The 21,048-nt window shown below is 62.7% G+C and carries 21 protein-coding genes, 1 tRNA gene and 1 pseudogene; 11 read left to right on the forward strand and 12 right to left on the reverse strand.

All coding sequences use genetic code 11. The annotated features are described in order from the left end of the window. Positions 1-21: 21 nt before the first annotated feature. The 6 genes and pseudogenes from ACEUKI_RS06780 to tsaD all read left to right on the forward strand — a co-directional run. Positions 22-903, forward strand: a pseudogene (locus tag ACEUKI_RS06780) (amidohydrolase family protein); the annotation flags it as partial. Between the two features lie 66 nt (positions 904-969). Next, on the forward strand, positions 970-1,941 hold the full coding sequence (gene holA / locus ACEUKI_RS06785) for a DNA polymerase III subunit delta (protein ID WP_374156637.1): 972 nt from the start codon (positions 970-972) through the stop codon (positions 1,939-1,941). Positions 1,942-1,951: 10 nt separating this feature from the next. Continuing rightward, positions 1,952-2,518, forward strand: a complete 567-nt coding sequence (gene tsaE / locus ACEUKI_RS06790; protein ID WP_179133386.1) for a tRNA (adenosine(37)-N6)-threonylcarbamoyltransferase complex ATPase subunit type 1 TsaE — start codon at positions 1,952-1,954, stop codon at positions 2,516-2,518. 61 nt (positions 2,519-2,579) lie between these two features. Beyond that, entirely contained in the window at positions 2,580-3,461 is an 882-nt protein-coding gene (gene tsaB, locus ACEUKI_RS06795) for a tRNA (adenosine(37)-N6)-threonylcarbamoyltransferase complex dimerization subunit type 1 TsaB (RefSeq protein ID WP_179133387.1), read from the forward strand. Positions 3,462-3,477: 16 nt separating this feature from the next. Continuing rightward, on the forward strand, positions 3,478-4,032 hold the full coding sequence (gene rimI / locus ACEUKI_RS06800; RefSeq protein WP_179133388.1) for a ribosomal protein S18-alanine N-acetyltransferase: 555 nt from the start codon (positions 3,478-3,480) through the stop codon (positions 4,030-4,032). Continuing rightward, the gene (gene tsaD, locus ACEUKI_RS06805; RefSeq protein ID WP_374156638.1) at positions 4,029-5,072 is read left to right on the forward strand and encodes a tRNA (adenosine(37)-N6)-threonylcarbamoyltransferase complex transferase subunit TsaD; all 1,044 of its coding nucleotides are present in this window, start codon (positions 4,029-4,031) and stop codon (positions 5,070-5,072) included. Before rimI ends, tsaD begins: the two co-directional genes overlap by 4 nt. 190 nt (positions 5,073-5,262) lie before the next feature. Here the strand turns inward: tsaD and ACEUKI_RS06810 are convergent. After that, positions 5,263-5,338, reverse strand: a tRNA-Asn gene (locus tag ACEUKI_RS06810). A 309-nt stretch (positions 5,339-5,647) separates the two neighbouring features. On the opposite strand from ACEUKI_RS06810, the gene ACEUKI_RS06815 reads away from it, so the two are divergent. Then, positions 5,648-6,583 carry a tyrosine-type recombinase/integrase gene (locus ACEUKI_RS06815; RefSeq protein WP_251847767.1) on the forward strand — a complete coding sequence of 312 codons (936 nt, stop codon included), beginning with the start codon at positions 5,648-5,650 and terminating at the stop codon, positions 6,581-6,583. 56 nt (positions 6,584-6,639) lie between these two features. Here the strand turns inward: ACEUKI_RS06815 and ACEUKI_RS06820 are convergent, their stop codons facing one another. From ACEUKI_RS06820 to ACEUKI_RS06870, 11 genes are all read right to left on the reverse strand, one after another. After that, positions 6,640-6,966, reverse strand: coding sequence for a hypothetical protein (locus ACEUKI_RS06820; RefSeq protein WP_015512170.1), 327 nt, complete (start codon positions 6,964-6,966; stop codon positions 6,640-6,642). 18 nt (positions 6,967-6,984) lie between these two features. Continuing rightward, positions 6,985-7,932, reverse strand: a complete 948-nt coding sequence (locus tag ACEUKI_RS06825; protein ID WP_374156639.1) for a nucleotidyl transferase AbiEii/AbiGii toxin family protein — start codon at positions 7,930-7,932, stop codon at positions 6,985-6,987. After that, complete coding sequence (gene abiEi, locus ACEUKI_RS06830; RefSeq protein WP_007056124.1) at positions 7,919-8,470, reverse strand: type IV toxin-antitoxin system AbiEi family antitoxin; 552 nt, start codon at positions 8,468-8,470, stop codon at positions 7,919-7,921. The genes ACEUKI_RS06825 and abiEi overlap by 14 nt, the downstream gene beginning before the upstream one ends. A 73-nt stretch (positions 8,471-8,543) precedes the next feature. Next, positions 8,544-9,449: a Fic family protein gene (locus ACEUKI_RS06835; RefSeq protein WP_195952039.1), complete on the reverse strand. Its 906-nt coding sequence runs from the start codon at positions 9,447-9,449 to the stop codon at positions 8,544-8,546. A 48-nt stretch (positions 9,450-9,497) separates the two neighbouring features. Beyond that, entirely contained in the window at positions 9,498-9,827 is a 330-nt protein-coding gene (locus ACEUKI_RS06840) for a hypothetical protein (RefSeq protein WP_196048027.1), read from the reverse strand. Between the two features lie 174 nt (positions 9,828-10,001). After that, complete coding sequence (locus ACEUKI_RS06845) at positions 10,002-11,819, reverse strand: hypothetical protein (RefSeq protein WP_374156640.1); 1,818 nt, start codon at positions 11,817-11,819, stop codon at positions 10,002-10,004. Between the two features lie 15 nt (positions 11,820-11,834). Continuing rightward, positions 11,835-12,920 carry an antirestriction protein ArdA gene (locus ACEUKI_RS06850; protein WP_077384277.1) on the reverse strand — a complete coding sequence of 362 codons (1,086 nt, stop codon included), beginning with the start codon at positions 12,918-12,920 and terminating at the stop codon, positions 11,835-11,837. A gap of 25 nt (positions 12,921-12,945) precedes the next feature. After that, entirely contained in the window at positions 12,946-13,656 is a 711-nt protein-coding gene (locus tag ACEUKI_RS06855; RefSeq protein ID WP_080784728.1) for a hypothetical protein, read from the reverse strand. A 157-nt stretch (positions 13,657-13,813) separates the two neighbouring features. Further along, positions 13,814-14,902, reverse strand: coding sequence for a CHAP domain-containing protein (locus ACEUKI_RS06860; protein ID WP_179133389.1), 1,089 nt, complete (start codon positions 14,900-14,902; stop codon positions 13,814-13,816). Then, positions 14,899-15,858, reverse strand: a complete 960-nt coding sequence (locus ACEUKI_RS06865; RefSeq protein WP_179133390.1) for a hypothetical protein — start codon at positions 15,856-15,858, stop codon at positions 14,899-14,901. Before ACEUKI_RS06865 ends, ACEUKI_RS06860 begins: the two co-directional genes overlap by 4 nt. Next, positions 15,855-16,238: a hypothetical protein gene (locus ACEUKI_RS06870; protein WP_032741574.1), complete on the reverse strand. Its 384-nt coding sequence runs from the start codon at positions 16,236-16,238 to the stop codon at positions 15,855-15,857. Before ACEUKI_RS06870 ends, ACEUKI_RS06865 begins: the two co-directional genes overlap by 4 nt. Positions 16,239-16,422: 184 nt before the next feature. Between ACEUKI_RS06870 and ACEUKI_RS06875 the strand changes: the two genes are divergently transcribed. The 4 genes from ACEUKI_RS06875 to ACEUKI_RS06890 all read left to right on the forward strand — a co-directional run bounded on the left by ACEUKI_RS06875 (position 16,423) and on the right by ACEUKI_RS06890 (position 20,994). Continuing rightward, complete coding sequence (locus ACEUKI_RS06875; protein WP_007054354.1) at positions 16,423-16,716, forward strand: hypothetical protein; 294 nt, start codon at positions 16,423-16,425, stop codon at positions 16,714-16,716. A 106-nt stretch (positions 16,717-16,822) separates the two neighbouring features. Next, entirely contained in the window at positions 16,823-18,982 is a 2,160-nt protein-coding gene (locus ACEUKI_RS06880; RefSeq protein ID WP_374156641.1) for a DNA topoisomerase, read from the forward strand. 75 nt (positions 18,983-19,057) lie between these two features. Continuing rightward, entirely contained in the window at positions 19,058-19,489 is a 432-nt protein-coding gene (locus ACEUKI_RS06885) for a ribbon-helix-helix domain-containing protein (protein ID WP_080784730.1), read from the forward strand. Positions 19,490-19,809: 320 nt separating this feature from the next. Further along, positions 19,810-20,994 (forward strand): IS256 family transposase, encoded by a 1,185-nt coding sequence (locus ACEUKI_RS06890; protein WP_131218582.1) that lies wholly within the window; start codon positions 19,810-19,812, stop codon positions 20,992-20,994. Positions 20,995-21,048 lie beyond the last annotated feature (54 nt).

A 21,048-nucleotide genomic window follows, 5' to 3' on the forward strand; every position in this document is an offset into this window, starting at 1 on the left:
GTGCAGCAACCATCGCAATAGCCAGCCGAATACCACTATCTTGACGGCACCGGCAAAATCGTGATGCCGGGGCTGATCAATGCGCATACCCATCTGTTCTCCCAAGGCAAGCCGCTCAATCCGAAGCTGACGACGCCCAAAGGCCAACGTATGGTCGCCACATTCGCGCATTCGCCATTGGGCAAGCCGTACATGGCCGCAACCGTAAAACACAACGCCACAACATTGCTGGAATCCGGCGTTACGACGATCCGTACGCTTGGCGACGTGGGATATGAAGTCGTGACATTACGCGATCAGATTGATGCAGGCCAAATCCTCGGACCGCGTATCTTGGCATCCGGACCGCTGATGGCGATTCCCGAAGGCCATGGCGCCCCGCTTATCGCACTGACCAGCGGCACCCCGGAAGAGGCGCGTACCGCAGTCGCGCAGAATCTCAAGGCTGGCGTCAACGCCATCAAAATCGCCGTGACCGGCATCACCGACATCCAATTGGAGAATTCCAAGAACGTGGTCGGCGGCATGGTTTCAGGTGCTCGTCAGGCGCACGAGGCCGGATTGATGATAGGCGTCGGCACCGATACCGGCATGACATTCGTGCCGCAGTACGCCACATGGCGTGAGCTGGAGCTGCTGGTCGCATATGCCGGTTTCAGTCCGGCTGAGGCCCTGCACGCAGCCACTGCCGTCAACGCCTCCATTCTCGGCGTCGATGCCGAGACCGGTTCTTTGGAAGTCGGCAAATCCGCTGATTTGCTTGTGCTGAATGCCAATCCGCTGGACGACCTGCGCGCGTTGGAACACCCGGCACTGGTCATCGCGGCCAGTCGCCCGGTATGGCGTCCCGATCCCAAGCGTTTCGCGGATATCGACGCCCTGTTGGATGAGGCATACGACTAATCGCGGAGTGCTGCCGGGCAGTTATACCGGCAGGTCATTGTCCAACCTGTGTGGCGAGATGGGGGCATGGCGAAAACAGCAGCGAACGTACCGGTAACCGTGGTGCCCGGAGGCGACTCGTATTTGAACGACGCGCGCACCAAGGCACTGTGCGCACAAGCGTTGAAGGCGCGACCCGACGCCGAACTCATCGAGCTCGACGCCACATCGGCCGACCAATATGCCTTCGATGAAGCCGTCAGCCCATCGTTGCTTTCCGACGTTGCCGTGGTCAAACTCGTCAACCTGCAGAATGCCGACGAAAAGCTCGCCGAAGCTCTGGTGACGTACACCAAGCAGGCCGCCAAGGATCCGAACGGCTCCAGCGTGGTGATCTGCCAGCACGAGGGCGGCGTCAAAGGGCGCAAGATCATCGACCAACTGGTGAAAGCCGGCGCTCGCAAAGAGGACGTACCGGATTTGAAGAAACCGGATGCCCAACTCAATTTCGTACTCGGAGAATTCGAGAAACGCGGTCGTAGAGTCGAACCGATGGCCGCGCAGCAGCTGGTATCCGTGCTCGGCGGCAAAACCGGCGAACTCGCCGCCATGTGCGAGCAACTGTGTTTCGACTTTGACGATAATCCGATGGGGCTCGACCGTGTCAACCAGTATTTGACCGCCAATCCGCAGGTCACCGGTTTTGCCGTGGCAGACAAGGCCGTGGAAGGCAAAACCGCAGAAGCCATCGTCATGATGCGTGCAGCTGTGGAACAAGGGACCGATCCCATCGCGCTGATCGGCGCGTTGGCCATGAAGCTCCGTACCATTGCCAAAGCCTCGGCGGTCCGGGCCGGCACGATTTCACAGGCCGAAGCGAAAACCAATCCGTGGGTGCTGAAGAATGCGATGCGCCAACTTGGCGGCTGGACTTCGGCAGGACTCGCGCATTGCATCCGTATGCTCGCCTGGGCGGATGAGCAAAGCAAAACGAACGGCGGCGACCCGGTATATGCGCTGGAACGCTGCATTGAAGTCATCAGTCATAAAGGTCGATAAAGGGGTATTTATGAGCGAACACACTATTGCGGCTCCCACCAGCGAGGCCATGCAGGAGCTCGGCCGCCGCGTGGCCGGAATGGTACACGGCGGCGATGTATTGCTGCTCTCAGGCCCTCTTGGTGCCGGCAAAACCACATTCGCCCAGGGCTTCGGCGCGGGGCTGGGCATTACCGAACCCATCGTGTCTCCTACATTCACCATTGCCCGCGAACTTGACGGGCATTTCGCCGACGGCACTCCGGCTCATCTGGTGCATGTGGATGCCTACCGTCTGGGCGGCTCAGCCTATGCGCCGGGGCAGGACGCCATCGGGCGTTTGTTGGACGAGCTGGAATCGCTGGGATTGGACGAAGAACTTGAAGACCCCGGCGAGAACACGGTGGTGCTTATGGAGTGGGGCGAACAAATGGCCACCGCCTTGGCGCCAGAACGACTTGAAATCCATATCGATCGACCTCTCGATTCCTCAGAGGCCGCATCCGCTGGATCAGACGGCGAACTCACCAGCAACGGCACTCGTACCGTCGCATTCGTCCCAGTCGGCAAGCGATGGGCCGCGTTCGACCTGCAATAAGCCATGCGCCCATAGACTCCTCGATGTACACTCTCTAGAGGCTTTACGACTAGGAGGATTCATGGGTTGCACGTTGGTGATTGACACCTCATTCGGCTCGACGGTCGGCATTGTGGGGCGCGAGCCCATTGTGGAGACCGATTCGCGCACCCATGTGGAGAAACTGCAGGTCAATATCGCGCGCGCGGTCGAGGAGGCCGGCCTGACTCCTGCCGATATCGAGGAGATCGTCGTGGGCATCGGCCCGGCGCCATTCACCGGCCTGCGCGCCGGCATCGTGGCCGCCAAGGCGTTGGCCTTCGCCACCGGGGCCAAGCTCGTCGGACAGAACGTACTCGACCCGCAAGGCGAGATGATGAGCTTCGTGCTGGGTGGCAGCGCCATGTTCGACGGCATCGATTTCCTGGCCGACGTGCCGCGCTTGAGTTCGCGCCAATCGGATGGTGACGTCCCGGACGCCGAGTCCAAGGAACACGAACTCGACCGCCACGTCACGCTGTGCGTCAACGATGCGCGCCGCAAGCAGCTGTACTTCTCGCTCAACCACGGCAGCATCAGCCTGCCGGACGAGGACGTCGCCGAACGACGCTGGATCGAGATGGATATCGACTACCCGGAGCATATCGTCGAACGGGTGAACGCGGCGCTCGCGGAACACGGCGAACGCGACGGCGTCAGCTATGTGGTGGATGTGGCCGGCCACGGCGCGGCCAAATACGCGTCCGTCTGGCAGGGACTGCATGCGCTGGGCTCCGTGGTGGACGGATCGGTATTGGATGCCGGGAAAGCCGGGCTCGCCGTCTTTGCGACCACCGCGTTAAGCCGCGAACTGCGTGGCGACCAGGTCGTGCCGGTCGAACCGTTGTACCTGCGCCGGCCGGACGCGGAAGTGCCGAATCCGCTGAAGCACGTGCTCGGCCATGCCGGTGCCGATAAGGCGTGAAGTGGGTTGTGGTCCGATGATTGTTGATATCACTGCTGTGAGTCGTGAACTCGCGGTTCGCTCCATTGCACAGTTGGAAGGCGAACTGTTCGGCCGTGGCGCATGGAATGCGAACATGGTGCGAGAGGAACTGGACGCGCCCGCCCGTACGTATCTGCTGGATGTGCTGGGGGAGGCGGAACAGGCGGTTGTCCGCGGCTACGCCGGCTTCTGGTACGACGGCGAGGACGCCGAGCTCATGACCATCGGCGTGGGCAAGGCATACCAGCGGCAAGGCATCGCCGCAGCTTTGCTCAAGGCGTTGGTCGACAGGGCGAAACGTCAGGGCGCCTCGCGCATGCTGCTCGAAGTGCGTGTGGATAACGACCCTGCGCTGGCCCTGTATCAGCGGTTCGGATTCGAACGCATGGGATTGCGCAAACGCTACTACCAGCCCGAAGGCATCGACGCATACACCATGAGCTTGGACCTGAAACCTAGGGTCGCGGGCTTTGCCGCCCCGCAGACGGCATCGGCGGACATTGAAGACATCACCAGCAAGCAAACGGAGAAGAACGGAGAAGCACGATGAGCGAACCGGTTGTACTGGGCATTGAATCCACCTGCGACGAAACCGCAGCCGCCATCGTACGCGGCCGCGAACTGCTCTCCAACGTCGTGGCCTCATCCATGGAGGAACACGCGCGATACGGCGGCGTGATCCCCGAAATCGCCTCCCGTGCGCACGCTGAGGCCTTCGTGCCGTGCGTGTCCAAGGCGCTCGCCGACGCGAACATGACGTTGGCGGATGTGGACGCCATCGCCGTGTCCGCCGGTCCCGGACTGGCCGGTTGCCTGGCCGTGGGCGTGTCCGGCGCCAAGGCGCTGGCTTGGGCTGCGAACAAGCCGATTTACGGCATCAACCATGTGATCGGGCACATCGCCGTCACTCAGCTGCAGTTCGGCCCGTTCCCCAAGGACACGCTGGCTCTGATCGTCTCCGGCGGCCACACCTCGCTGCTGCATGTGGAGGACATGCCGCGCGAGATCGATGTGGTGGGCACCACGCTGGATGACGCGGCGGGGGAGTGCTTCGACAAGGTCGCCCGCCTGCTCGGCTTCCCGTATCCGGGCGGCCCGCACATCGACCGCCACGGCCAGAACGGCGACCCGCACGCCATCAAGGTGCCGATGGGTCTGACCCAAGGCAAGGCCGGTGCCGCGCACCCGTATGATTTCAGTTTCTCCGGTGTCAAGACCGCCGTGGCCCGTTGGGTGGAAAGCGAGCAGGCCGCCGGCCATGAGATCCCGGTGGACGACGTGTGCGCCTCCCTAGCCGATTCCGTGGCCACCGTGCTGGCCCGTAAGGCCATGCGCGGCTGCCGGCAGTACGATTCCAACACGCTGATCGTGGGCGGCGGCTTCTCCGCCAACTCGCAGCTGCGCGCCAAACTGCTCGAATTCGGCGAGAACTACGGCGTCGACGTCCGTATCCCGCAAATCAAGCTCTGCACCGACAACGGTGCCATGGTCGCCATGCTCGGCGTGAACTTGGTCGAAGCCGGCGTGGCCCCCAGCGCCTCCGACTTCCCGATTGACTCCGCCATGCCCCTGACCAAGGTCTCGATGTAAGATTTGCGCGGTATACCCAAACTGATACTGGGAATACCATGCCTCTCATCGGTGAATTGACAGTGACCTGTCTGCCTGGTGTGAGTAGTGGTGAGGTCTTCGCCATGGACTTCCCGGTTGATGATGGGGTGTCGTGTCTGGTCACCAATGCGATGAAAATAAAAAAGCCTCGGAGAACCGAGGCTTTCGATGGCTCCTGCGACTGGGCTTGAACCAGTGACCGTCCGATTAACAGTCGGATGCTCTGCCAACTGAGCTACGCAGGAATATTCAATTTTCATCCCGTCCGGAGTTACCCGTTCAGGTGAGCTCCTGCGGCTGGGCTTGAACCAGCGACCGTCCGATATACGGTTCTGGCTTGCAGCCGTAGGGCTTTTTGCAACAGAAATAGAGAATACACCTGCTTTGCTTGTCCTTCAAATCGGCGTGTCTCGACAATTCTTCTCGATGCACCTGGTTTTCCGAAGAGCTTCAGCCGTCGGCAAGAACATTGGCTAGGCTCCATGCAATCGCAAATAGCATTTTCTGGGAAGTGACGAAGACGTCACTTCCTTTTTCTATGCGAAGGAGCTGCCATGAAGTACTGGAACTCGAACAGGAAAAGCTGCGAGCATGTCGAGCCACGCGAGGATTGGAAGGAATCCATCGAACTGTGGATCGACTGGATGGAAGCCATAGGCCGTACGGAAGAGACCTTGAGAACCCGATGGTATCAAATAGTCCGTTTCTCCAAAATCGTGAACAAGAGCATCACGGACGTGACCGAAGACGACCTCATATTTTATCTTGCCGGCATGGGCACCGAAGGCAGACGCGGAGTGCGCAGCTGCGTCAAGGTCTTCTACCAATGGAGCATGAAGCGAGGGCTCGCCCGCTGCAACCCGGCGGACGAAGTGCCCACCGTCCCCGTCACCCTTCCTTCCGGCCGCATCTGCCCGGAGGAGAACATCGAACAAGGGCTCGCATCACCCGACGAGGACGCGCGGCTGGCCGTCATGCTGGGCGCGTTCTGCGGCCTGCGTCGCGTCGAGATGACCCGGATCAACCTGAAGACCGATCTGGAGGAGAACGCCGAAGGTATGGTGCTCCACGTCCACGGCAAGGGCAACAAGGAGCGGATGCTTCCCGTGCCGGCAAAGCTCGCTTCGGCATTGCGGAAACGCACCGGCGTGTGGCTGTTCCCCGGAGACGTGCAGGGACACTGCGGCGTCGATTACGTGGCGAAGAGGATCAAGACGGTAACCGGATACCCGTCGCACAGCCTGCGCCGCAGGTTCGCCACATGCGTCTACTACAGGAACGGCTGCAACATCGTGCTTGTCAGCCGTATGCTGGGGCACGCCAACATCGCCACCACCATGCGTTACATCGGCCTCGTGCAGGACGAGATGCGTAACGCCGTGGAATCCACCACCCGCACGGACATGAGACTGACCATGCCCATGAACCAGGTCGTCGGAACAGCCGGCAGCGTCGCCACCTATTCCCTTAGCACCGCGAGGATCGGATGAACAAACGGTATACGCCAACATGCTTCTTTGCGCATATTGGCGCATACCAACACCACTCACCGAGTGTTCCCGAGACTGGAAAGCGGCAACGCGGCTATGTCTATCCCCAGCGCATCGGCTGCGGAGAACACCGCTTCAATCGGGGCTTCGCCCCGCTGGAGCAGAGCATCGGCAAACCGGGGATCGATACCGGCCTGGGAGGCAAGGTCGTCGGCGTTCCAGGAATGGTTCGCGGTCTCTTCACGGAAGGCGGCTGCGATATCCGATTCGGTGCGGGCGAAAAGAGTCCGGCGTTCACGCGGCGCTTGGAAACGGCTAAGGTAACGCGCGTACTCCAATTGCGCCTTTGTCGGCTCAGGCAACTTATAGTCCAGATTCGACATCGCAGACCTCCTTAGCGTTCAGCGGGTTGGACTGGAGTCGTTCGACGCACCGAAAATAGGGAATCCGGGAACCGCATCGGCCGACGATGGAGTGCCTGGAGTGCCGTACAACGTCCCGATCTGTTCGATCGCCCATGCGCTCCAACGTGGGGATTCGACCGTGGATGTCATCAGGCCGGCGGGGAGGAACCGGCGCATCTCGTCGGCGAAGGCATCCGAGCCGATCACATCGGCGACCCCCGCCACGCGATCAGCACGGTCTGCCCAAAGTCCTTCTTCGCCGTAATCAGATGATTTCAATTCCGCAAGCTCCATCGCCCGTCGGGAATCGACGTCGCCTCTCGACGCCAACCAGCACATGTCCCACAGGTCGCGTCGCCGCAGGTGCGATGCGCAGGCATAGGAGAGCAGCTTGTCGGCAAGAATCTCGGTGGGGCTTTCCGCATCGAGGATGATCTGACCCGACAAGGCCGGGAACATCGGATAGTTGACCAAGGCGGGACGATGCTGCGGCTCGTACGCGGGAATCGATGCCACCTCCAGCTTGATTGTCTGGCTCGGCAGATCCTTGCGCTGACCGGCCGTGCGAATCGCTATACGCCATCTGCGCGTCAGCCCATCGGCGTCGGGTCTCGGCTCCTTGACCCGGACCGTCACATCATCGCCCATCCCCGAGAGCGAATCGGAGATGCAGGAGCCAAGCCCTTTAAGGGTGTCCATGTCGAACGAGGTGCCGCCGGCAAAATCAAGGTCCTCGCTGTACCTCGGGGACCCGTGGCACAGGCGCAGACTCGTGCCGCCCTGGAACACCAGCGAGGAGAAGAAACCCTCGCGCATCATGGCGTCCAGGATTCGATAATGCAGAAGTTCCTTCTCGACCACGGGAAGCAGATTGCCCATGTCCTCGGCGGAAACGATCTGTGCTGCCATGGCTTTGTACTTGAACGGTTCGTCAGTTCCAGTCATCGTCGTCCTCCAATTCATCCATATCCACCAGATCGAGATTGCGTCCGACGGCCTTCAGGTCACGATACGCCCACTGTTTCGACGCGAGCGGCGTCAGTCCGTCATCGCGGGCGATCAGGTTCGGCAGGATGCGGTCCCAGCTGAGCTTGCAGTGCGTGAACTCGATTACCCCATACGGGGTATGGAACTCGCCTTCGCGGCCCGTGGTCATGAACGTGACCCTATCCACCGGAATCTGGCTGATCACGTTCCAGCGCGACAGAGCGCTTTCGAGGCTTTCCCACACCAGCTCGCCGGAACGCAACCGCTTTGCGACCTGATGAAGTGTCCCCTCGCCGAGATGGGAGGAATACGCGAACACGTAGACGCCACGGGCGGCACGGACCAACGCCTTCGCCGATACCAGGCTGGACAGGGTTCGGTTCAGTTTCTGCCCCTGCTCGCCCAGCACGACGGCCAGTTCGTTCTTGCAATACACGTAGCACGAGTACTTGGCATCCATCTCGCGCAGCTGGTCAATCGCCTCGCTCCTTTTCATGTTTGTGAGTATACACGAACATACGCAAAAACGCATATTCATGTACACCTATCACAATCCTGAAGCGTTCCAATCAGAGGGAACGCCCTCGTGCCGGACCGTCTTCGAGACCAATCCCGTCGATGGCGTTTCCCGAGAAAGGGTTCTCTCTTAATCCGCCGACGATTTCCGCTACGGCGCGCTCTTCCTGATCAACGCATTGGACAAGCTGGGAAATGAACGGCTTGGGATCGCCGTCAACCTGCCATGCTTCCAGACTTTTCCCGTAACTGCGGCCGGCATCGTGCTTGATTGCTACGGGCCGGTAGCCGGCAGCCATGAGCATGAGATTCAGAATCTGTCGCCCGGTTCGCCCGTTGCCGTCCGTGAATGGATGGATGTTCTCGAACATCGCGTGGAATCCGGCAGCTTTGAGGATCGGGTGGTCTTTGGAACCGTTCACCGCGTCCACGAGCGCTTCCATGTCCTCGTAGATTTCGAGCGGGTCGGCGGTCTTCACTCGGGTGGCGGTGATCCTTGCCATGTATCCGTAGGGGCGGAACCGTCCCCTGAGCGCGGGCTGCATGTCCAATGCGGTGACCTCGTGCAGCTTTTGGATCACCTCGACGCTCAGCGGCCGTTTCTCCTCAGCGAATCGTTCCGCATAGGCCATGCCATCCGCAACGCCACGGGCGGCGAAGATGTATCTTGCCGGCGAGTCGGTCGGCACGAACTCGCCCTCCAACACCAGTTCGGTGTCCTCAAGCGTCAGCGTGGATCCCTCGATCGCGTTGGAGTTGTAGACATAGCGGGCCATCCATTCCCTGCGGTAATCCTCAAGCGCTGACTGCTCCACCCCATCCAGGGGAAGCATGCTCCCGAACCGCTCCCTGGCGGCATCGGTATGATGAAGCACGTCCGCCATTTCCGAATCCCCGTTCAAAGAGTCCAGAAGGGAAGGAAGATCCCTGATTTTCCCGGTCAGCGCTGGATTCGGCATATCGGCTCCTTAATCGATGCTCCCATAAGTCTACAGGCGCGGAACACGTCACATGGACGGACAGGCGATTCTCTTTCCCTCGAAGAAGTCGCGGAAAAAGGCCATGGGATCATCGTTGCCGTCCGATGATCCCATGGATGGCTCCTGGAGACGCATTTCCTCGATTTCTGCGGCGGTCTGCTTCGTCGCCTGTTCGAGCTGGTCGCACAGGCTTACGGTTTTGCCGGTGAACGCGGCCGCGAGGTAATGCGGGTCAATGTCCAAGGCGATGGCATCGGCGCTGCGCAGGCATTCCCCGGCCTGTTCGATCAGCATCATGGCCTGTTCCACACGCGCCTTGGCACCATCGAGACCGGATGCTTCAAGCCCCTGTTCCACGGGTTCGTCCGACCAGGAGCGGATATCGAGCCGGGGGCGCGGGTGCTGTGTTCACGGTAATACGGGTCCCCGTGTCGCGTGTCGTAGTCGGCGGCGTTGTAGATGGGCCTCTTGAGGGGTTCCGGGTCGCGTATCTCGTCCGTCCAATTCATGTCCATCATGTGCTCCTTCGCTTTATCGTCCGTGTGTCGTTTCCATGCCGTCATCCAACGCGAGGTCGAGCCCTGCGGTCTCAGGAGACGTTTCCTGTGGGTCGGCCCAGCCGACGGCGAGGTCCAGCGCGCCGCGCAACGCCTGGCCGGAAAGCCGGTACGTCCAGGAATCGTTTGCCTCGTAAGGGAAGGATTCACTGGACACGATGCCGCGCTCGTCATGCAGGCTCACGTCGAACGCTCCGGGTTTGGCCGTGATCAGCGCATGACGGGCGGAACCGGGAACCGAGACCTCCAGCGCCTTTCTGCCGTCGGGAGACCCGGTGGCGGTGAATTTGATATCGGGGTGGTGCGCGAGGCTGTAGGAAGCGTTGGACTCACACGCCAGCGGGACCGTATCTCCCAGCCCGCTGTCTGCGGCCAGCTGCTGTGGGCTGTAATCCATGCCCTGCGTGTAGTCGATGGGCTGCGCGTCGGTGTAGAAGCATCCGCCGCCATCGTCCGCGTCGATCAGGTCGCCCACGAGCCGGTCCAGGCGTGCGGGGTCATCCCATGCGCTCACGAGTCTGGCGGGTTCGGCCTGGTTCTTCCATGCCATGTAGCGGTCGCGTTGGTCGCCGCAGATGCCGTCGAATGATTCCTGGGAGATGAACGTGCCGCCGTCCAATTGGTAGCATTCCCCGTCCGGGTCCAACGAGCGCTCCTTGAACTCCTTTTCGGCGGCGGCGTACAGGCGATTGTCGATCTGCCCCATGGCCGCGTCGATGCCCGCCATCATCTCGTCCACGTGTTGCCGCATGTCGGGCTGGCTCGTTTTCCACCATGCCTGCAAGTCGGCGAGCACGTCGGCGGCGTTCTCCCGTTCGCACACGTCGAGCAGGTCATCGTCGTGATTTTCCACCGTCCAGGAGTAGAAATCCCAGTCACTCGAACCGGTCAGGCGTTCGATGCCCTTCATGCGGTGGAAGTCCATCAACCCGCCGCCGTGCTCGCGCACGATGCCCGCCAACGGCAGATCGGCCTCGTCCATCAGGCCTTTCCAGTATTCGGGGACATTCCCGTTCTCCATGTCGTTCTCCTTTCCGAACGCCTTTTCGATCACGAGCGGGTCTCGTGGGTCAACAGTGCGGTCGATCCGCAGTATCTCGGGCATGACCGCCTCGCTTTCACGGCCGATGACGAACGTGCCGATACCGGCCTTGACGCGATGCTCGGGAAGCCTTCCCGAACCGTCGCACATCACCGCCGGCCGGAACAGCGAATCCCCGTAGGCGAGCGTCACCGTGTCGCCCGGCCTGGCGAGAACCCGTTCGACGGCCATGCGTGAGAGGCCGTGCGCGTCGAGACGGCCGGAACGCCAATCGTTGGCCTCGGCTGCTGTCAGGGTGAAGGAAACGGAACGCCCTCCCCGGGCCGAGGTCACGTCGAGCCTGACCGGCTGCATGGCCTCGAAACCGATCCAGATGCCTTCCGGCGTCCTGTCCGGGGCTTTCACGTCAATGTCCGTGAACCCGTATTCGGTCAGCACGTCCGTGACCCTGATCCTGAGCGCGTTGTCGGGAGGCAGATCAGGGCGTTCATTGGGAATCGGGAGCGAGGACGCCTCGAACCACACGTCCTCGCTCGGATCGGTGTCGAAGCCGCCGTCCGCGTCGGAATACGCCATGTGGACGCCGAACTCCAATTCCCTGGCATCGGCGGAAGAGACCAGAATCGCGTTCCCCAGCACGAGATCGCGCGCGTTCCTGCGCAGGATGGATTGCATGTCGGGCTTGGCGGGATTCCCGGCCGCGAGCAGGTCGCGGTTCACACCCTCCATGTCAAAAGGCGTCAAGGCCATCTCGCTCGTCCTTTCTCACTTGGAAAGGGCGGAACCGGCCGTATCGGTCATATTCAGCGGGTCCGATGGGTCGCACGCCTGCGCGCGTTCCGCGAACGAGGTGACGGCACCGGGCAGCACATATCCCAGATCAAGGTCGATCGGGCTCACGCCGTCGTCTTCGCCGATGGATGCTGCGGGCACTGCGCCCATGGTCTCGCGCAGCACGTCCACGGCGTCGCCAGTAGCGGCGCGCGCGTCGATGATCCGGTGCATCGTGTCCTCAAGCGCGGCATGGATATCGGTGGAACCCTCCTCCACGATGCACTGGTATGAGGGGGCTCCCCAGTTCGTGCCGGTGCCGGAAATCGTGTAGTCCGCGATGCGTTCGCCCGGCTGGACGAGCGAGGCGAGGTCGAACGCGGCCGGCGAACCGGTCTTCGCGTCGAAATCATCCAGCCATTCGACCTCCTCGGCGATCTCCTCGCGCGAGTACCGGCCGTCGATATCGCTCGGCCAGTCCGCGTCCTCCAGATAGCCGTTGTCGCCAAGCGACACAGCGCCGTCGAGCTTGAGGTCCCGGCCGTACATCTCCATATCGATCAGATAGCCGAGCCCCGTATCGAACATGGACCACACGGCATCCGATGCCCACCCCCGGTTCACGGCGGTCCAGGCATACTTCGCCTCCTTCGATTCGGCCGAGGACGGCGCATCATAAGAGTGATAGGGGATCTCGTCCGAGTTCAACGCGAGGTTCGCGTACTGCAACGGGGTGCGCGGGACCGCGTCAAGATCGTCGCGGACCGTCTGCACCTTCTCGTACACGTCCGGGTCGTCGTCCTCGCGCGCCTCGAACGCGCGGCACATGAGGTTCAGGTCCGTCAGCGACTCGTATTCGCCGGGATTCGCCACGGTGGCGAGCAGTCCTTCCCCGCCCTCGTAGTCGTGGATCGCGTACTCCTCGTACCGGCCGCCCAACCCCACCTCGGTCTTCAGGGTGTCCTGCAAGCGTTCGGCGGGCATGGGCAGCGTGATCCACGCGCCCTGCAACACGCCCTCCGCGTATTTGCCCAGGTTGGCGACGTACACGCTGATCTGGTAGTCCTTCAATCCGGCCATGATGATGCTCCTTCGCTCGGGTCTTTTATCGTGTGGCTGCGGCCGAGGCAGACGTATCGGCAATGCTCAACGGGTCGGCCGGGTTCGCGGGATCGTAGGTTTCGGACGTTTCGGCCTCCTCGCCTTCGTCTTTGCGGGCGAGCCGGCCGTCGTCCACCATCGCGTCGATGATCTCCCATCCTTCCTCGATGCTGCGGTCCTGCAATTCCCTGGCCGAGATCATGTCGCGCATCGCGTCCATGTTCTCGTTGTTGTCGGGCCAGTCATGGTCTTTCAGCCAGTGCCGAAGGTCCTCCTCCGTCCAGCGGATCTCCGCAATCGTTTCGTTGCCTTGCCCGGCGTTGCTTTGATCGGGATGAAGCAACGCCTCAGATCGGAGACCGAAATACGCTTTGTCTTCCTGGAGGCCGGACAGGAAGCCGGAGGGCGTGAACCCGTTGCGTGCCGCGAACTCGCGGGACCAGCATTCGTCGAACTCCTCGTCGGGGTCGAAGTCGAGGAGCCCGTCCGCCATGGCGCGCCTCAGCCCCTTCTCGTCCGCCTCGGCCGGCACCGTGACCGAGACCGTGGCGTGGTTGGGGGCCTCCAGCGTCATGTACAGTTCGCTGTGGCCGGCGTCGTGTTGGATGAAGCATTCCCCGTTGCCCCAGTCGAGCTCGTGCTGCTCGATCAGCTCCTTCGCCTTGTCGGTCAGGGCCCGTTCCTGGGGCGTGTATTCGTCGGGTTCCATCAGCATGATGCGTCCTTCCTTCCCTTGGATGATCGGTGCCGCGCCGTCCGGCGGGCATGGCTCCGATCATCAGCCCATACGGGCGGTCGCGCGGGGCATGGCGTCTACGGGTCAGATGATCCCGCCGAGATCTGATGCTCGGCCCCTTCACGTGTCCCGCCCCTCAGTACCAGTTGTGGGCGAGCCAGAACGTCTTGGCGGCGCTGGGGCTGCCGTACCGTCCGGCGATGTAGTTCAATCCCCATTTGATCTGGGTGGCGGCGTCGTCCTTCCAGTCATCGCCGGCCGATGCCAGTTTCGACGCGGGCAACGCCTGGGGTATGCCGTACGCGCCGCTGCTCGGGTTGGTGGCATTCCACTGCCATCCCGATTCCTTGTTCCACAGCCATACGAGCGCGTCATAGTCGCCGTCGCCCCAGTCCTTGTACGAGGCGATCATCTTCCTGGCGACGGCCCGCGCCTGTTCCGGCGTGGCGTGGGTGCCGTCGCCGTCGTAGTCCACCACCACGTCCGTGGAGCCCGAGTCGGAACTGGAGCACGTCCATGCCGCCTCCACCGGATCCGAAGAGGAGGACGACGAGTCGGACGATGACGACGAATCGGACGATTCGGAACCGGATGACGTGGAATCCGTGCCGGCGGAACCATTGGTGGACACACTGCCGTTGGGCAGGATGTAGACCGCGCCGACGTCGGTCCTGTGCGTGCGGTGGTTGACGATGCCCAGGCCGGCGCGCCCGTTCATCTCGCTGATGGTCACGGTGCCGGCCGTCCGGTCGACCGCCTCGACGACGGCGACGTGGCCGTACAGGGTGTCCGCGTCGGCCACGCCGGGCGGGTAGCTGACGATGCTGCCGGCCACGGGATCGGTGCGGGTGGTCTTCCATCCGGCGGCGGTGGCGCTGGCGGCCCAGTCGCCGCCGTTGCCCCAGTAGGAACCCACGTCCAATCCGATTTTATGGCCTCTCATGCACGCCCACCAGGTGCATTGCCCGTCCGGATAGGCCTGGCACACGTTGTCGGGCCCGTCGGATCCGTTGAACCACGCCTTGGTCTGCGCGATGGTCATGCCGTCACGCACCTCGCCGGTGACGACGCTTCCCGTGGTGCCTCCCGACGATCCGTTGGAGCCTCCGTCCTTGCAGCCGCCGAGGACCGCGAGCACGGTCAACGGCGTGCATCCGCCGAGCAGGGACAGCAGGCACGCCGAGAGCATGGCCGCGAGGATCCGATGACGGCTGGTCCGGCTCATTGCGTGTTCCTCAGCGACCAGAAGGGCTTCTGCCCGCCGACCACGACCTCCACGGTCCGGCAGGGATGCTGGACCGTGCCGTATCCGGTGGCGGAGATCACCGTGTACGCCTCGTCGCCGGCCTTCACCTGATCGGGGTCGAGCTCGTTGGCATCCTTGTCCAGCAATGGCGCGTCGAGCGCGGCCGGGCAGTAGACGGTGACGTGCCAGTTGCCGTCGTCCATCGGCAAGAGCACGGTGTTGTACGCCTGGCTGACGGTCTGCTGCGGATCCGTCGTGGATGACGGTCCGCCGCCTTCCGGGATCGGGAAGCTGGTTTCCTTCGTCGTCCAGAACGGCTGGGACTGGATGGCATCCGTATCCGAGCCCTCCCATTTGCCGTCGGAGGTGCAGGTGTAGGCGTAGTTGACGTACTTGTCATCGTATTGGCCCGAGCATACGGATCCGGCGTGGAAGCGCCGCTGGGTCCACCACCAGCGCGGCGCGTCGGAGACCGGATGGCTCTCCCCGGCACCGTCGTCGCCGAGCAGCGCGAACACGTTGTTGCGCCATTCGTCGTCGCTGCCGTTTGGATCGAGCAGCGCGTCCACCGTTTCCAATGCGGTGTCGATCGGGCCGGAACCATTGTGCAGCGTGATGCCGTCCGCGTTTTCGGAGAGCGTGCGGGTGCCGTCCTTGTGGGTGTCAACGGGGAACGCGGCGGTGCGCTGAGACCAGTCGCCGGGAACCGGGATTCCCGCCGCCTCCAGGCCGGCGTACCGTTGCGGGCTTGATTCCGTTTTCCTTTTGCCCGTGGACTCCTGTTTCGCGTCCGTTGCGGAGCCGTGGTCGTCGCCGGCCGTTGACGGCTGGTGGTTGGCGACGATGACGCCCAGCGAGCACACGAGGAGCGCGGCGACGAGCAGGCACAGGACGCGCAGCGGTTTCGGCAGCGGACGCGGTTCCGGCCGGTTCACGATTCACCGCCTTCCCAACGGTTCGGCTCGCCCGGCATGCCGCCTTCCATGTTTCCTTCCATGGCCGGATGCTCCCGCTCGGGATTCACGGTTCCCGGATCCGCGTTTTCGGGTGATCCGTCTTCCGTCCCCGTCCATCGCGCGTCTATGAGGTCGTCCGCCGTTTTCAGTTCGGCGCTGGTGTTTCCCGCGTCCTTCGCCTTCCTGCGCAGCAGGGTGGCCTTCTCGCGGGCCTCTTCCAGACGTCCCTCCAATGATTTGATGTTGACGCGCGCCGCCACGTACTCGTCCATCGCATCCTGTTTCGTCTTCTGGCTGTCGCGCACCGCCTTGAGGATGCTGCGTTTCATGTCACGCATGGTGTTCTGGTTGTTCGCCACGACGATCTTCCTTTCGCTCGTTTTTCCGTCAAGGCGAGTCTGCCTTCCCGTCGCGCGTTCCACGGGGCATGGCGTCTACATTCCCCATGGCGGAAGGCGGGGCGTGTAGACGCCATGCCCCGTGTCCGGCCGTTGTGCGGCCGAGAATCGGAAGCGTCGTTCCAATCAGATGAAAGGAAAATCAATGGAATCGTTTCTCTCTATGCTCGCCGGCTGGTTCATGGGCCTGTGGACGTGGCTGGTCGAGCTCAACGGGATGCTCCAGGTGGTGCTCGTGCTGCTGTGCGTGGTCGCCTCGGGCGTGTGCGCGATCATCGGCAAACGCATGGGCAGCCCGATGATCGTGGAATCCGGCGGACAGACCTGGAGCCGCACGCTGGTGACGGCCATCGCGTGGATCGCCGGCGTCATCCTCATGCTGATCGCGGTGCTGGCCATCGCCGCCGTGTTCGCGCCGCTGCTCGGCTTCGCCGCCTGACCTTGGCGACGCCTCTCCATCCAGGGCCGGCCGGGAAGGGATTCCCGCGCCGGCCCTCGCATGTCGGACAAGAATCAAGGAATCCAGAAAATCGGAAGGAACGCGAATGAGACTCGTCATCGCGGAAAAGAAATCGGTCGCCACGGCCATCGCACAGGCATTGTGCGCCGCGCCCGTCCAAAGGGACGGATGCTATGAGTGCGGCCAGCTGCTCGTGACATGGGCGCAGGGCCACCTGATCGACCTTGCCATGCCAGAGGACTACAAGGACAGGGATTGGGGCAAATGGAGTCTGGACACGTTGCCGGTGGACCCGTCCGGCCATTGGCAATGGAAGATCAGCGCCGAACGCGGCGCGGGAACCCGCTACCGGCAGATCGTGCAATTGATCCGGCGCGCGGATGTGGATTGCCTCGTCAACGCCTGCGACCCCGACCGCGAGGGCGAGGCCATCTTCCGCCGCATCGCGGACATGGAAGGCTCGCGCAAGCCGGAACTGCGCCTGTGGGTGGCGAGCCTGGAAGCGGAGGCCATCCAGGCCGCGTGGCGTGCGATGAAACCCGAATCCGAATACCAAGGACTCGCATGGTCGGCGGAGATCAGGTCGAAGGCGGACTGGCTGATCGGCATGAACGCGAGCCGCGCATACTCGCTGCTCTACAACGCACGGTTCAGCGTGGGCCGCGTGCAGACGCCGACGCTCGCCATGATCGCGGAACGCGACCGGCAGATCAGGAACCACAAACCGGTGCCGTTCTGGACCGTGATCGCGGACATGGGCGGATGGCGGCTCTCCAGCGAACGGATCGACAACCGCGAGGTGGCGATGCTGCTGTGCGGCCAGGTCGAACACGGCCGCTTCCGCATCATATCCGTGAACCGGAGGAAGGTGAACGACCGGCCGCCCCGCTTGTATGACCTGACCGGCTTGCAGAAGGACATGAGCCGGTTGCACGGCATGACCGCCGCACGCACGCTCCAGGCGTTGCAGCACCTCTACGAACTCAAACTCGCCACCTATCCGCGCACCGACAGCCGGTACATCACGCACGACGACCTCGAAACGCTCACGGCGCTCCTCGAATCCGGCCGTCTCGCCCAAGGTTTCGTCACACGTGAGGGCATACCCGGACACCCGCGCCCGGAGATCACCGTCAACGACGCGAAGGTGGCCGGCCACACCGCGATCCTGCCGACCATGCAACTGGACGCCGGGAAGCTGGAAGGCCTGACCGACGACGAACGCAAGGTGATGACACGCATCGTGCGCCGCATGTGGGAAGCCGTGGGCGACGACCATGTGCACATCGTCACCGAAGTGAAGGCACGGCTTTCCGACGACACCGATAGGGAGTTCTCCAGCCGTTCCGACGAGACCGTATCCGCAGGATGGAAGGCTGTCGAAACCGGCCACGGGCCCGAACCGGAAGACGAGGAAACCGCGAACCCGGCGGGAGGAAGAAACGTGATCCCGTCGAACCTCATGGAAGGCGGCGTCATTCGCCCTGTCGGGAAGGTCACGGTCGAGGAAGGCGAGACCCGCCCGCCCAAACCGTTCACCGAGGCCACACTGCTGGCCGCGATGGAGCACGCGAGCCGGTACGTGGAGGACAAAAGCCTCAAGGCGGCGCTCGATGACGACGAATCACATTCCGGCGGCATCGGCACGCCAGCCACCCGCGCGGACACCATCGAAAAGCTCGTGCGCTCCAAACTCGTGGAACGCAAGGGCCGTCAGCTCCACGCCACCACGGAAGGCGAACGCCTCACCGACGTGGTGGAGCCACGCCTGAAGGACGTGCTGCTCACCGCGCGGATGGAACAGGCGCTCTCCGACGTGGAACACGGCAAACGGGACCCGGCCGACGTGATGGACATGTTCCACCGGGAGGCATTGCGAATCCCCGCCGACGCGACCGCGAACCTCAAGGCCGATGCCGTCACGCAAACCACGAACACCGACGCGCAGGATTGGGGCGACTGCCCGCGCTGCGGCCAGCCGGTCAGGAAAACCGGCCGGATGTGGCAATGCTCCACGAACAGAAGCGAGAAGACCAAGGACGGCAAGTGGACCGTCGTCGAGGGATGCGGCTGGAAGATGTTCGCGCGCATAGCGGGCAAGACCATCACCGACCAGACCGCACGCAGGCTCCTCGCGGGACAAACCGTCACCCTGAAGGGCTTCACATCCAAATCCGGGAAGAAGTTCGACGCGGCCATCCGCATCGACAAGTTACGCGGCACGGCGTTCGACTTCGACCGCTGACCAACCGGCCAACCATCCGTGCCCGGCGCGCCATGCCGCGCCGGGCACGGCAACGACCAAGGAGACGAGGAAACCATGCGACGATACAGCCACGCCTTCCGGGTCCTCATGGACCGGGAGCTGTTCAATCTGCTTGCCGAGGCCTCCACCAAGACGGGCATACCCAAATCCCGTTTCGTGAGATACGCCATCCAGCCGTTCAGCTACACGGAACTCGCCCCCGGCACCACCGATTGGAACGACGTGTACCGCACCGACCCCGACCCCGAACATCCTTTGAAGCAGGGACGCCAGCTCAATGTCATGCTCACCGGCGACGAATACGAGATGCTGTGCCGGGCCGCGTTCAAGCTGGGCATCGCACGCAGCGCATGGGTGCGGGAACGGGTGTACGCGCTCCTCTGCCGCTCCTATGCGGACGAGCTCTCCCCGCTCACGGACGCGAGCATCCGCGACAACGCGACGATGCTGCTCAAGGAGCTCAAGACGAAGGATGCGGGAAGATGACATTCCAAAAAAAGGAAGAGCCCCTTCCCATTCGCGGAAGAAGGCATCACCCCGAACGATCATCCACCCTCATGCGTTTTCCTATGCGCTCATATGGATATGTCCATGGACATCCACATGGACACGTCTATGGACATCCACATGGATATGTCCATGGACATCCACATGGATATGTCCATGGACATCCACATGGAGAGATAACGCCTGAGATTTTGCGCACTTTGGTTTGGGCTTGAGATAGGGGCATGGCCCGTGTCCTGTGTACGATTTTCAGTCGCCAGACATTAGAAAACCGCGATTGGAAACGAGGGCACGAAGCCATGTCACAGCAGATTCTACAGGTCGACCAGGCCATGTTGGAAACCACCCTGGACCGGATGGTCCGCAAAAGCGTCGAGGAGACCCTGAACGCGATGCTCGACGCCGAGGCCGACGAGATCACCGGCGCCGCGCGCTACGAGCGCAGCGGGGACCGCAAGGCGTACCGGGCCGGCCACTACGAGCGCGACCTGACCGTCAAGGCCGGCAAAATGAGCCTGAAAGTGCCGAAACTCAAGGGCGCGGTGTTCGAGTCGGCCGTGATCGAACGATACCGTCGGCGTGAGGAGAGCGTCGAGGAGGCCTTGATCGACATGTACCTGGCCGGCGTCTCCACCCGCCAGGTCGATGATGTCAGCCGGCTCCTGTGGGGCGACCGCATGCCCTCGCAGACCCTGAGCGACAAGCTCAAGCGCGTCTATGCGGATATCGACGCATGGCGGGGCAGGCCCCTCGAACAGGATTACCCGTACCTGTTCATGGACGGCGTGTGGCACAAAAGGTGCTGGGGCGGGTCCGTGGAGAACGTGAGCATCCTGGTGGCCATCGGCGTCGGCATGGACGGGCGGCGCGAGGTGCTTTCGGTGGCCGAGGGCATGAAGGAGGACGCGGAAAGCTGGCGCGAATTCATCAAAGGCATGCTCGCACGAGGCCTCAAGGGCGTGAGACTGGTGACGGGAGATCGGTGCGCGGGGCTGGTCGCCGCCGCGGGCGAGCTGCTGCCCGATGCCCGCTACCAGCGGTGCATGGTGCATTTCGAGCGCAACATACTCGCCAGGGTCAACCCCGGGAACCGCGACTGGGCGGCCGACGCACTGAAGGCCGTGTTCTCCATGGAATCACGCGACAAGGCGTTGGAGAAGGCCGAATCCGTCGCCCGGGACATGGAATCCAGGAAACTCAAGGAGGCCGCCAAATGCCTGCGCGAGGGCATCGGCGAGACCACGACCTACCTGCTCGACGACTACCCGCGCGAGCATAGGCGTCGGATCCGCACCAACAACATGATCGAACGGCTCAACCGCGAGATCAGGCGCAGGACCCGCGTGGTCGGCTCGTTCCCCGACGGACGCAGCGCGTTGATGCTCGTCTGCGCGAGGGTCCGCTACGTGACATCCGACGAGTGGTCGACGCGCCGCTACCTCGACATGTCAAGGCTCGGTGAGACCGTACCAGCAGCGAACTGATCACCGCCACAGGGACGGGCGAAGACCAAAGTGCGCAAGAGTTCGGGCACTACC

The sequence above is a fragment of the Bifidobacterium sp. 2450 genome, from assembly GCF_041900695.1.
Classification (GTDB): Bacteria; Actinomycetota; Actinomycetes; order Actinomycetales; family Bifidobacteriaceae; genus Bifidobacterium; species Bifidobacterium longum.

What these genes read in the sequence shown, in the direction of transcription:
- ACEUKI_RS06835 (WP_195952039.1), bottom strand. Translation starts at nt 9,449, where the DNA reads ATGCCGAATCCAGCGCTGACCGGGAAAATCAGGGATCTTCCTTCCCTT.
- holA (WP_374156637.1), top strand. Translation starts at nt 970, where the DNA reads ATGGCGAAAACAGCAGCGAACGTACCGGTAACCGTGGTGCCCGGAGGC.
- ACEUKI_RS06820 (WP_015512170.1), bottom strand. Translation starts at nt 6,966, where the DNA reads ATGTCGAATCTGGACTATAAGTTGCCTGAGCCGACAAAGGCGCAATTG.
- ACEUKI_RS06860 (WP_179133389.1), bottom strand. Translation starts at nt 14,902, where the DNA reads ATGAGCCGGACCAGCCGTCATCGGATCCTCGCGGCCATGCTCTCGGCG.
- ACEUKI_RS06855 (WP_080784728.1), bottom strand. Translation starts at nt 13,656, where the DNA reads ATGCTGATGGAACCCGACGAATACACGCCCCAGGAACGGGCCCTGACC.
- tsaB (WP_179133387.1), top strand. Translation starts at nt 2,580, where the DNA reads ATGGGTTGCACGTTGGTGATTGACACCTCATTCGGCTCGACGGTCGGC.
- ACEUKI_RS06890 (WP_131218582.1), top strand. Translation starts at nt 19,810, where the DNA reads ATGTCACAGCAGATTCTACAGGTCGACCAGGCCATGTTGGAAACCACC.
- abiEi (WP_007056124.1), bottom strand. Translation starts at nt 8,470, where the DNA reads ATGAAAAGGAGCGAGGCGATTGACCAGCTGCGCGAGATGGATGCCAAG.
- tsaE (WP_179133386.1), top strand. Translation starts at nt 1,952, where the DNA reads ATGAGCGAACACACTATTGCGGCTCCCACCAGCGAGGCCATGCAGGAG.
- ACEUKI_RS06875 (WP_007054354.1), top strand. Translation starts at nt 16,423, where the DNA reads ATGGAATCGTTTCTCTCTATGCTCGCCGGCTGGTTCATGGGCCTGTGG.
- ACEUKI_RS06825 (WP_374156639.1), bottom strand. Translation starts at nt 7,932, where the DNA reads ATGACTGGAACTGACGAACCGTTCAAGTACAAAGCCATGGCAGCACAG.
- ACEUKI_RS06815 (WP_251847767.1), top strand. Translation starts at nt 5,648, where the DNA reads ATGAAGTACTGGAACTCGAACAGGAAAAGCTGCGAGCATGTCGAGCCA.
- ACEUKI_RS06845 (WP_374156640.1), bottom strand. Translation starts at nt 11,819, where the DNA reads ATGGCCTTGACGCCTTTTGACATGGAGGGTGTGAACCGCGACCTGCTC.
- tsaD (WP_374156638.1), top strand. Translation starts at nt 4,029, where the DNA reads ATGAGCGAACCGGTTGTACTGGGCATTGAATCCACCTGCGACGAAACC.
- ACEUKI_RS06850 (WP_077384277.1), bottom strand. Translation starts at nt 12,920, where the DNA reads ATGGCCGGATTGAAGGACTACCAGATCAGCGTGTACGTCGCCAACCTG.
- ACEUKI_RS06880 (WP_374156641.1), top strand. Translation starts at nt 16,823, where the DNA reads ATGAGACTCGTCATCGCGGAAAAGAAATCGGTCGCCACGGCCATCGCA.
- ACEUKI_RS06885 (WP_080784730.1), top strand. Translation starts at nt 19,058, where the DNA reads ATGCGACGATACAGCCACGCCTTCCGGGTCCTCATGGACCGGGAGCTG.
- rimI (WP_179133388.1), top strand. Translation starts at nt 3,478, where the DNA reads ATGATTGTTGATATCACTGCTGTGAGTCGTGAACTCGCGGTTCGCTCC.